The sequence below is a fragment of the Allobosea sp. CER48 genome (assembly GCF_044752385.1).
GTDB lineage: Bacteria > Pseudomonadota > Alphaproteobacteria > Rhizobiales > Beijerinckiaceae > Allobosea.
Genome location: NZ_JBIWYK010000055.1, coordinates 1 through 10,865, shown reverse-complemented (window position 1 = coordinate 10,865; position 10,865 = coordinate 1). Strand labels below are relative to the sequence as shown.

Here is a 10,865-nt window from a genome sequence, read left to right as displayed (position 1 = left end):
ACGGATTCCGGGCCCTTTTCCGCTCCACGTCGCCCTGGACCAAGGGTCGTTCCGCGCGGCCTCAGCGCTTGCGCTTCGCGCCGACGAGTTCGTCCCACTTGCGGAAGGCGACGACCATCTTGTCGGGCTTCAGCGGCAGCTCGATCGGATTCTTGGCGATGAGCTCGGCATATTCCGGCCGGCCGAACTCCGCGATCACCTCCTGGCTGCGCTTCGGCGCCAGCGACAGCGGCACGTCCTTCACCGCCGGGCCCGGATAGAGATAGCCTTCGTCATAGGAATAGGCCTGCATCTTCGGCGTCAGCACATGTGCCATGATGTCGAGCACGACGGCGAGGCGATCGTTCGGGATGCCCTTCGGCACGCACATGAAGAAGGCGTCCGAAACCCAGTGGAAGCCTTTCAGGGTCTGGATCTTGGCTTCCTTCGGCACGATGCCGAGCGCCCGCGGATTGATGTCCCAGCCCGTCGTCGAGATGATGATGTCGCGCGAGCCGTCGCCGAATTCCTTCATCGTGGCGCCGGTGCCGGCCGGATAGTACTCGATCGACTCGCCGAGCTCCTGCAGATAGGCCCAGGTCTTGTCCCAGCCATTGACCGGATCCTGCGGGTCCTTGTCGCCGAGGATGTAGGGCAGGCCCATCATGAAGGTGCGGCCAGGGCCCGAATTGGTCGGGCGCGCATACATGAACTTGTTGGGGTTAGCCTTCGCCCAGGCCAGCAGTTCCTCCGCCGTGGTCGGCACCTGCTTCACGCGATCCGGCATGTATTCGAGCAGCGGCCCGGACGGATAGTAGTTCACGACCGTGCCATAGCCGGCGCCCTGCACCTTGTGCAGATTGAGCGCCGCGGGCTCGTAGTTCTCTTCGATCTTCGGGAACTTCTCGGCGAAATCCGGGAAGATCTTCAGCCAGAGATTCTGCTCCAGTCCGGCCGCGAGACCGTCCGAACCGGTCAGGACGAGGTCGAGATCGGCGCGGCCGGCGTCCTGCTGCGCCTTGATCTTGCTCGCCAGCTCCGGCGCCGGCGCCTTCACATAGGTGATGCGCGAGACGAGCTTGGGATTGGCGCTGCGGTAGTCGTCGAAGGCCTGCTGCATCAGCGCCAGCGCGCCGCCGACATCGATGATGTTGATCCCGACCGGCGCCGAGGGCAGCGCCGGCACGGCAGCGAAGGCTCCGCTTCCGCCGACGGCCAACGCCCCCAGCCCGCCCAGGACGGTGCGGCGGTCCACACCCTTTGAAAACTCGCTCATGGTTCTCCCCTCTTGCTTGTTGGTGATGTCGTCAGGCTGCCGCCCCAGCGGCGAAGTCCCGGCGTTCGTCGCCGATGCGGATTTGGCGGATGCGGAGATCCGGCGACCATTCGATCGCACATTCCGGCAAGGTGATGACGGCCTTCGCCAGAGCGCCGGCGATGCAGGCCAGCGCATGGCGTGACGCCATGGCGATCGCCTCCTCCGGCGTTGCGATGTCCCAGGCCACGACGTTGCGCACGGCATCGTCGAGCTTGAGCGCAGAGCCCGCCAGCGAGGCGCCGCCGGGCTGGCGCACCGACCCGTCGCCGGCGAGATCCACCGGCATCCCGGCGAAACTGTAGCGGCCGGGCGCGGCCCCCGCCGCGACAACCGCATCGGTGACGAGGATCGAGCGCTCGAAGCCCTTGGCCCGGATCAGGCTCTTCAGCGCCTTCGGGTGGATATGGATGCCATCGGCGATGAAGCCGGCCATCAGCCGGTCTTCCGCGAGTTGCGCGAAGAGCGGATTGACCAGCTTGTGCATCTGCTGCGGCAGGCCGTTGCCGAGATGGGTCGAAAGCGTCGCTCCCGCATCGGCGGCGGCGGCGACCGTCTCGAAATCTGCCGCGGAATGGCCGATGGCGACGACCTTGCCCATGCCGGCCAGCTTGCCGGCAAGGGCGATACCGCCCTCGACCTCCGGCGCCAGCGTCACCATCAGGATCGGCCGCGACAGCAGCCCGTCGAGATGCACGACGAGATCGGCCGTCGCCGCGATCATCGCCTCCGCCGGATGGCAGCCTGCATAGCCGGCGGCGGGATTCAGGAACGGCCCTTCGAGATGATAGCCCGGACACATCAGGGGTCCGAGCCGACTGCCGCTCACCGCCGCATCGAGCGCCCGGAAGCGCTCTTCCAGCTCGTGCGGATGGCCGGTGATGATGGTGGGCAGGCAGGTGGTGACGCCCGTTGACAGCATTGCCTCGAGCGCCCGGTCGAGCTCAGCCGCGGTGATCGTCCCGGAGTTGAAATCCACCCCGGCAAAGCCATTGACCTGCAGATCGACGAGGCCGGGCGTGCGCATCCTCAGCCTTTCCGGGTCAGCAGCGACGCAGCCGGCGGATCGATGAACAACACCGTGCGCTTGTGCGTCTGCAGGATCGAAGCGGGCGCGAGATTGCTGATCGGCCCCTCCAGCGCTGCCTTCGCGGCTGCGGCCTTGCGCGTGTCGGAAACCGAGAGAACGATCAGCTCGCTCTTGAGAATCTGGCGGATGCTCATCGAGATCGCCTGCTGCGGCACGGCGTCGAAGCTCGGGAACCAGCCCTCGCCGAACTGTTGCTGCCGGCAGGCATCGTCCAGATTGACGACGAGATACGGCTCCTCGGTGTCGAAATCAGCGGGCGGATCGTTGAAGGCGAGGTGGCAGTTCTCCCCGATCCCGGCAAAGCAGACGGCAATGCGCTTGCCGGCGATCTGCTTGCTGAGCTGCTTCACCGCCTCTGCGGGATCGCCCTCGCCATCGACCGGAACGAAGGTCGGCGCGTTGCTCAGCGGCGCCATGAAGCGCAGCCGCAGATAGCGCCGGAAGCTGGCCGGGTGGCTCTCGGACAGGCCGACATATTCGTCGAGATGGAAGGCCGTCACCTTGGACCAGTCGATGCCCTCGGCTGCGACGAGATGCTTCAGCATTTCGAACTGGCTCGCGCCGGTCGCCACGATGATCGTCGCTTCGCCGTGGCGGGCCAGCTCGTCCCGGATCGCCTGCGCGCCGAGGCCCGCCGCCTGCCGGCCGAGCGCATCCTTGTCGGAAGCAACATGCATCTCGATCATCGAATTCTGAACCTTTTTAGTCAGGAAATTTCCGATATTCTGTTACCGAGCTTATGAAGCCTCAGCCGAAACGCAATCATTAATTTCGAACGCAACCGTTCTGAATAGAGACCGCCTTGTCCCTGCTGACGATCGACGAAAGCCGCCTCGCACTCGCCCATGACCGCGACTGCGCCCGGATCTACCGCCTGATCCTGAACGGCGAGGCCCATTCCCGCGCCGATATCGGACGAATCCTGCAGCTGCGCTCGACCAGCGTCTCACGCGTCGTCGGCGACCTCATCGCCCGGCGCCTCGTTATCGAGACGGTCGGCGAAGCCAGCGGGCGCGGCCGGCCACCCGCCATCCTCGTGGCCCATACCCGCCGCATCGGCGCTTCCGTGATCCATGTCTCCAGCCAGTCGCTCTCGGGCGCGCTGGTCGATCTCAACGGGCATCTCGTCGCCGAGCGCCGCCGCCCGATCGCCGGCGACGCCGACAACGCCACGATCGCGGCGGTGATGGCGGAACTAGCGCAGAACCTGCTCGATGCGATGCCGGCCGGCATGAGCCATGCCGGCACCGCCGTTTCGCTCTCCGGCCTGATCGACCTGAGGCAGGGGCAGTGGCTGATGGCCTCGCGCTGGCCGCGCATGCGCGGGCTCGACATCGCCGCCGTGCTCGAACCGGTCGCCGGCCCGGTCGCCATCTGCCGCAATCTCGATGCCGAGCTGCGCGCTCGCGCCGCCCGCGAGCCGGAGCAGTTCGCCGGCGGCACCGTGCTGCTGCATTGGGGCTGGGGGATCGGCCTGGCCTATGCCGTCGATGGTGAACCTTTCGCTCCCACCGGCTCGTTCGGCGAAATCGGTCATTGGCGCCTCGCCGCCCTGGACGGCCGCCCTTGCGGCTGCAGGAACACTGGCTGCCTGGAGACCGGCGCCGCGCTCTGGTCCCTCCTGCCCGCGCTGCGCCGGCATTGGCCCGATCTCGATCAGGACGAGGTCCGGCTGGCCCGGCAGCTCGCGGGCCTGGACCTGTTGTCCCTGCCGGAGATCAACACGGCGGCGCAACTTCTTGCCCGGGCGCTGGCCAATGCCTGCCGCCTCCTCTTCCCGGCACGGATCGCGGTCAGCGGCCCCTTCTCCGCCAATCCTCAACTCTGGGCCCGTTTCGACACGCTGTTCCGCGCGGAAGGCACGATGGACGGCTTCGCCGTTCCCGCGCTCGCGGGCGTGCCGGCCAGCCATCTCTACGAGATCCACGGCGCAGCCGCGCCCTTGCTCAGCCGCGCTGCGGAAGCGCTGCTGCTCGAGCGCGGCTGATCTCTCGGCTCGCCGCATGCCTCGGCGTGGTGTCGGCCATGTCGCCGAATGCGCTGGCGCGTTCCGAGGTGGTGCACTAGTATCCCAGATCAGAGCTCCGGATGCTGCCAACGGCATCACAAAAGAGAGCCGAACCCCAGGGAGAGACCATGAACCATCCGACACGCCGTACCGTCATGGCCGGAGCGGCCGGCCTCGCCGCGTTGAAGGCCGGCGGCGCGCTGGCACAGAGCGCTCCGGTCGCGCTCAACATCATCGACGTCGCAGGCAATCTGCAGCTGACGCAGGCGGCCATCGAGAAATTCGCCAAGGACAATCCGAAGCTGATCTCGCGCCTGAATTTCTCGCGCGCGCCTTCGCCGGAACTGCCGGCCAAGCTCAAGGCCCAGCAGCAGGCCAACCGCGTCGACATCGACCTCGTGCTGACGGGCCCCGGCGCGATGTCGGACGGCATCCAGCAGGGGCTCTGGGTCGATGTCTGGAAATCCCACGCCAAGGACCTGCCGAAGCCCGAGGAGATCTACCACGAACAGGCGCTGATGATGCAGCGCAACTTCGGCCAGAACGAAGGCGTCGCGGTGGTCTATTCGCCCTCCGGCCCGCTTTTCGAGTATGCCCCAGAGCGTCTCAAGACCGTGCCGAAGACGGCGGAGGAGCTGCTCGCCTACGTCAAGCAGAACCCCAAGCGCTTCACCTATGCGCGGCCCGTCAATTCCGGCCCCGGATGGACCTGGCTGCAGGGCCTGCCCTATATCCTCGGCGATGCCGACCCGTCCGATCCGATGAAGGGCTGGGACAAGACCTGGGCCTATCTCAAGGAACTCGGCACCGGCGTCGACTACTATCCCGGCGGCACAGCCGCCACGATGAAGGAGCTCGGCGAGGGCACCCGTGACGTCATCGTCTCGACCCTCGGATGGGACATCAACCCGCGCGTGCTCGGCATCGTGCCGAAGGAGGCGAAGGTCTTCGTCCTCGCCAACACCCACTGGATCCCGGATACGCAGTTCATGTGCATCCCGAAGGGCGTCCCGGCCGACAAGATGCCGGCGCTCGTCGCGCTGATGGCTCATATGCTCAAGCCGGAAGCGCAGGCGGTAACCTACGACAAGGGCTATTTCTATCCCGGCCCGGCGGTGAAGGGCGTGACGCTCGCCATGGCCCCGCAGGAGAGCCGCGACATCCTCGCGGAATATGGCCGGCCCGAGTATGACGGGCTGATCACCAGCCTGCCGACCCGCCCGCCGCTGACGCCCGAGCGTCTCGTCGCCGCCTTCCGGCGCTGGGACCAGGAGATCGGCGTCGGCCACGGCGCGCCTCAATAAGATGCGCTTCGCCGCCATCGGCCTCGACCACCGCCATATCTATCATATGGTCGGTGGTCTCCTCGAAGCCGGCGCGACCTGCGTCGGCTTCGACCCCGCCACCACGGACGAACGCGTCCTTGCCGGCTTCCGTGAACGTTTCCCCGAACTGCCGCAGAGCACGGCCGACCGGCTGCTCGACGACCCGTCGGTCGAGCTGATCGTCTGCGCCGCCGTTCCTGCCGAGCGCGCGGCCATCGCCATTCGTGCCATGCGCGCCGGCAAGGACGTCATGGTGGACAAGCCCGGCGTGACCAGCTTCGACCAGCTCGAAGCGGTGCGGAAGGCCGTCGCCGAGACCGGCCGCATCTTCTCGATCTGCTTCTCCGAGCGCTTCATCGTTCCAGCAACGATCATAGCCGGCAAATTGATTGCCGACGGCGCGATCGGCCATGTCGTCCAGACGCTCGGCATGGGGCCGCATCGGCTCAACCGCGCCATCCGGCCGGGCTGGTTCTTCGACAAGCGGCACTATGGCGGAATCCTCACCGACATCGCGTCTCACCAGATCGATCAGTTCCTGCATTTCACCGGCTCGACCGATGCCGAGGTCATCGCATCCGGTGCCGGCCATTTCGGCGCACCGGACCTGCCGGATTTCGAGGATTTCGGCGAAATCCTCCTGCGCAGCGACAGGGCTGGCGGCTACATCCGCGTCGACTGGTTCACCGCCGACGGCCTCCCAACCTGGGGCGACGGCCGTCTGACCATTCTCGGTACCGAGGGTACGATCGAGCTGCGCAAATACGTCGACATCGCCGGCCGCCCCGGCACCGACCATGTCTTCCTCGTCGACAGGGCCGGCACCCGCCATATCGACGCCTCCGGCGAGCCGCTCACCTATTTCCGCGACCTGATCGCCGATATCGGCGCACGCAGCGAAACCGCGATGAGTCAGCGCCACGCCTTCACCGTCTGCCGCCTGGCGCTGGAGGCACAGGCCAAGGCCGCCTGGCTGCCGGCGAAGCCCGCCGCCCGCGCTTGAGGAACGATCCGCCATGACAAGCAAGCTCGGCATCGCCGTGATCGGCCTCGGTCCCGCCTCCCTGCCTCATTCGAAAAGTCTGCTCGATCTCGCGGATCGTGCGGATGTGCGATGGGCGGTGAGCCGTACGCCCGACCGGGCCAGGGCCTTTGCCGGCCAGTTCCCCTTTCCGACAGCCACGGACCTGAATGTCGCCCTGGCCGATCCGGCAGTGGATGCCGCCATCGTGCTGACCCCGCCTTCGAGCCATCTCGACGTCTCCGCGCGCTGCCTTGAAGCCGGCAAACATGTTCTGGTCGAAAAGCCGCTCGAACTGACCAGCGAACGCGGCCAGCGCCTCGTGGAGACCGCGCGGCGCACGGGGAAGACCTTCGGCGTCGTGCTGCAGCATCGCTTCCGCCCGGCGAGCCTGCGCCTGAAAGCCGCCCTGCAATCGGGGGAGCTTGGCACCATCGAAGCGGCCTTCCTCTCCGTGCCCTGGTGGCGCCCCCAGAACTACTACGACGAGCCCGGCCGCGGCACGCTCGCCCGGGACGGCGGCGGCGTGCTGCTTACCCAGGCGATCCATTCGCTCGACCTGTTTCGCTCGCTCGTCGGCGTGTCGAAGGTTGTCGCGGCGCAGGCCCGCACCACGGCTCTCCACCGCATGGAGACAGAAGATTATGTCTCCGCCTTGCTGGAAACCGATAGCGGTGCGCCGGCAACGCTGGTGACGACGACCGCCGCCTATCCCGGCTATCCCGAGCGCATCGAGATCACCGGCAGCAAGGGCTTCGCCGCGCTGATCGGCGGGCGCCTGCGCCTGTCCTTCCTCGATGGCAGCGAGGAGGTCGTCGAGGCCGAAGGCTCGACCGGCAGCGGCGCCAACATCATGGACTTCCCGCACGACGCCCATCGCGCCGTCATCGCCGATTTCCTGGATGCGATCGAGCAAGACCGCGACCCGGTCGTCACCGGAGAGGAAGCGCTGGCGTCGCAGAGACTCGTCGACGATATCCTCCGGGCGGCCCGGCTCTGACAACGTCGCTCAGGTCGATCAGTTCTCCAGAAACTGCATCCGGTGCAGCCGGGCATAGGCGCCATCCCGCGCCAGGAGCTCGTCATGGCTGCCCGTCTCCACGACCTTGCCCTCGTCCATCACGACGATAAGGTCGGCCTCGCGGATGGTCGAAAGCCGGTGCGCGATGACGATGGTCGTGCGGCCCTTCATCAGCTTCGCCAAGGCCTGCTGCACGAGCCGCTCGGATTCGGTGTCGAGCGCGCTGGTCGCCTCGTCGAGCAACAGGATCGGCGCGTCCTTCAGCATGGCGCGGGCGATGGCGACGCGCTGGCGTTCGCCGCCGGAGAGCTTGTGGCCGCGCTCGCCGACCGGCGCGTCGTAGCCGCCCGGCATCGCCATGATGAAGTCGTGCGCCGCAGCGGCCTTGGCCGCCGCAACGATGTCCTCCTGCGTCGCGCCGGGGCGGCCGAAGGCGATATTGGCGCGAACCGTGTCGTCGAAGAGCACGACATCCTGGCTGACGACGCCGATCTGATGGCGCAGGCTGTCCAGCGTGACGCTGCGCAGATCCTGCCCGTCGATCTCGATCCGGCCCTCGACCGGGTCGTAGAGCCGCGGCACCAACGCCAGCAGCGTCGATTTGCCCGAACCGGAGCGGCCGACGAGCGCCGTCGTCTTGCCGCCGCGCGCGACGAGGTCGATCCCCTCCAGCGCGCGCTGGTCGTCGCGATAGCGGAAGCGCAGATGGCGGAAGGCGACCTCGCCGGCCGTGATCGCCAGAGGTCTGGCGCCGGGCCGGTCGACGATCAGCGGCTTCTCGTCGATCAGCGCGTAATAGCGCTTCAGCGAGGCGCCGGCCTCCTGGACGATCGCATTGAGGTTGCCGAGCGAGCGCATCGGCTGCGCCGCCAGCAGCAGCGCCGAGACATAACCCGTGAAATCGCCGACCGTGGACTGGCCGGAGGTGATCCGCACACCGATGGCGGCGAGCACCCCGGCCACCGCGATGCCGCCGCCGACCTCGAGCAGCGGATCTAGCCGGCCGCGCGCGTTGGCCGCCTTGACCTTGAGCGTCCGGATGGTCTCGAAGGCGCTCGTCGCGCGCCGCTTCAGATAGGGTTCGAGTGAATCCGTCTTGGCGACGCGGGCGCCCTGCAGGCTCTCGGTGACGAGGCTCGCCATGATGCCGGTCTGCTCCTGCTGCGAACTCGCCATGCGCCGGAGCTTCTTGCCGATCCGGCCGATCGGGTGGGCGATCACGGGTGCGATCAGCACCACCACCAGCGTCATCTGCCAGTCGATCCAGAACAGCGCCCCGACGAGCGCGATCGCCGTCACCACATCGCGGATCGCGATATTGATGATGCGCGTCAGCGCCTCCTTCACGAAGGTGAAATCGGTGGTGAAGCGCTGGGTGAGCGACGCCGGGTTTTCCTTCTGGAGTTGCGCCAGGTCCGCATCGATCAGGTGGCCGTAGAGCGCCGTCTGCATGTCCGCCTCGATCCGGCTGACGACCTTGTTGGTCATCACGGTCTGGGCGAGCAGCGAGAAGCCCTTGATCGCGGTGACGATCACCACCACGGTCGCGACCGCGTTCACCACGCCGATCTCGTAGCCGATCGACTTCGAGACCAGGCGCTCCATGCGACGCACGAAGCCGGTCGATTCGGCCGTCAGCGGGTCGGCAAACGCGTCGAAGGCCGCCTTGATCAACAGCGGATAGAAGCTCGTCGTCGCGGCGATGACCACCACGAGGCCGAGGATCATCAGCATCTGCGGCAGGTAGGATCTGATCTGCTCGCGCCAGACGCGGGCGAAGAGCGCGAGGGTATCGTCGGTGACGCGGCCGATCTTCATGGGCCGCGCCTATCACGGCGGCGCCGCAAGCGCCACTGGCGCATGGCCGCATCCAGAAGGCAGGCCTTGCTCAGGACACGAAGCTGTCCTCCCATGGCCACAACCGACTCAGGAGACTCCATGTCGCAATCGCCGCCGGCGCAGGCCGGTCAAAGCTTCGCCGAGATCGAGACCCCCGCCCTCGTGCTCGATCTCGATGCCTTCGAACGCAACCTCGTCGCCATGGCGGCTTTCACCCAGGCCCACGGCGTCAGGCTGCGCCCCCACGCCAAGACCCACAAGAGCCCGGAAATCGCCCTGCGGCAGATCGCCAACGGCGCCGTGGGGCAATGCTGCCAGAAGGTTGCCGAGGCCGAGATCCTGGTCGCGGGCGGCGTCGGCGACGTGCTGGTGACCAACGAAATCGCCAGCCCGGCCAAGCTGGATCGTCTGGCTCGGCTCGCACGCAGCGCCCGCATCGGCCTCTGCGTCGATCACCCCGACGGCGTGCGCGATGCCGCCGAGGCAGCGGCGCGCAACGATGTCGTGCTCGATGTCCTCGTCGAGATCGATGTCGGCGGCCGGCGCTGCGGTGTGGCCCCCGGCGAGGGCGCGGTCAGGCTGGCCGAAGCCATCGCCCGCTCCAACACGCTGCGTTTTGCCGGCCTGCAGGCCTATCACGGCTCCGCCCAGCACATGCGCTCGATCGACGAGCGGCGCGAGGCGATCGAGCGCGCCGGTTACGCCGTGCGCAACACTGCCGAACGCCTCGCCCATGCCGGCCTCAATTGCGAGATCGTCAGCGGCGCCGGCACGGGCACCTACGAGCTCGAGACGCAATCCGGGCTGTGGAACGAGATCCAGGCCGGTTCCTACATCTTCATGGACGCCGACTATGCCCGCAACCGTCAGGCCGACGGCACGCCCTTCCGCAGCTTCGAGCACGCGCTCTTCGTGCTCGCCGGCGTGATGAGCAAGCCGGTGCCGGACCGCGCCATCGTCGATGCCGGACACAAGGCGGTCGCCATCGATTCCGGCATGCCGCTACCCTTCCGCCGCGATGGCGCGATCTACACGAAACCTTCGGACGAGCACGGGGTCCTGACCGGCGAGCCGATCGCGCTGCCGCATCGCGGCGACCGCCTGCTCCTGATCCCCGGCCATTGCGATCCGACCGTCAATCTGCACGACTGGTATGTCTGTGTCCGCGGCCTGCACGGGCCTGATGCCCATGTCGAGGCCGTCTGGCCCGTGGCGGCACGCGGCGCCCTGACCTGATGCATCGGGCCGAGTGATGGTCCCCGGCTTT

The 10,865-nt window shown here is 67.3% G+C and carries 9 protein-coding genes; 5 read left to right on the top strand and 4 right to left on the bottom strand.

Annotated elements, in window-relative coordinates; translation table 11 throughout:
• Window positions 1-61: 61 nt before the first annotated feature.
• Genes ACIPIA_RS04090 through ACIPIA_RS04080 form a run of 3 tightly spaced genes read right to left on the bottom strand, consistent with a single transcriptional unit; the run spans window position 62 to window position 3,061 of the window.
• A complete protein-coding gene (locus tag ACIPIA_RS04090) occupies window positions 62-1,255 on the bottom strand; it encodes an extracellular solute-binding protein (protein ID WP_400506935.1) in 1,194 nt (397 codons plus the stop codon).
• A 31-nt stretch (window positions 1,256-1,286) separates the two neighbouring features.
• Entirely contained in the window at window positions 1,287-2,321 is a 1,035-nt protein-coding gene (locus ACIPIA_RS04085) for an N-acetylglucosamine-6-phosphate deacetylase (RefSeq protein WP_400506934.1), read from the bottom strand.
• Between the two features lie 2 nt (window positions 2,322-2,323).
• Window positions 2,324-3,061, bottom strand: a complete 738-nt coding sequence (locus tag ACIPIA_RS04080) for a glucosamine-6-phosphate deaminase (protein WP_400506932.1) — start codon at window positions 3,059-3,061, stop codon at window positions 2,324-2,326.
• A gap of 125 nt (window positions 3,062-3,186) precedes the next feature.
• Here ACIPIA_RS04080 and ACIPIA_RS04075 point away from each other — a divergent pair, with 125 nt between their 5' ends.
• The 4 genes from ACIPIA_RS04075 (at window position 3,187) to ACIPIA_RS04060 (ending at window position 7,738) form a co-directional block, all read left to right on the top strand.
• Window positions 3,187-4,371, top strand: a complete 1,185-nt coding sequence (locus tag ACIPIA_RS04075) for an ROK family transcriptional regulator (RefSeq protein ID WP_400506930.1) — start codon at window positions 3,187-3,189, stop codon at window positions 4,369-4,371.
• A 149-nt stretch (window positions 4,372-4,520) separates the two neighbouring features.
• On the top strand, window positions 4,521-5,696 hold the full coding sequence (locus tag ACIPIA_RS04070; protein WP_400506927.1) for an extracellular solute-binding protein: 1,176 nt from the start codon (window positions 4,521-4,523) through the stop codon (window positions 5,694-5,696).
• 1 nt (window position 5,697) lies between these two features.
• Window positions 5,698-6,720, top strand: a complete 1,023-nt coding sequence (locus ACIPIA_RS04065) for a Gfo/Idh/MocA family protein (protein WP_400506925.1) — start codon at window positions 5,698-5,700, stop codon at window positions 6,718-6,720.
• A gap of 13 nt (window positions 6,721-6,733) precedes the next feature.
• Entirely contained in the window at window positions 6,734-7,738 is a 1,005-nt protein-coding gene (locus ACIPIA_RS04060; protein WP_400506923.1) for a Gfo/Idh/MocA family protein, read from the top strand.
• 18 nt (window positions 7,739-7,756) lie between these two features.
• Here the strand turns inward: ACIPIA_RS04060 and ACIPIA_RS04055 are convergent, their stop codons facing one another.
• On the bottom strand, window positions 7,757-9,577 hold the full coding sequence (locus ACIPIA_RS04055) for an ABC transporter ATP-binding protein (RefSeq protein ID WP_400506921.1): 1,821 nt from the start codon (window positions 9,575-9,577) through the stop codon (window positions 7,757-7,759).
• Window positions 9,578-9,697: 120 nt separating this feature from the next.
• Here ACIPIA_RS04055 and ACIPIA_RS04050 point away from each other — a divergent pair, with 120 nt between their 5' ends.
• Window positions 9,698-10,834 (top strand): DSD1 family PLP-dependent enzyme, encoded by a 1,137-nt coding sequence (locus tag ACIPIA_RS04050; protein WP_400506919.1) that lies wholly within the window; start codon window positions 9,698-9,700, stop codon window positions 10,832-10,834.
• Window positions 10,835-10,865: the final 31 nt, after the last annotated feature.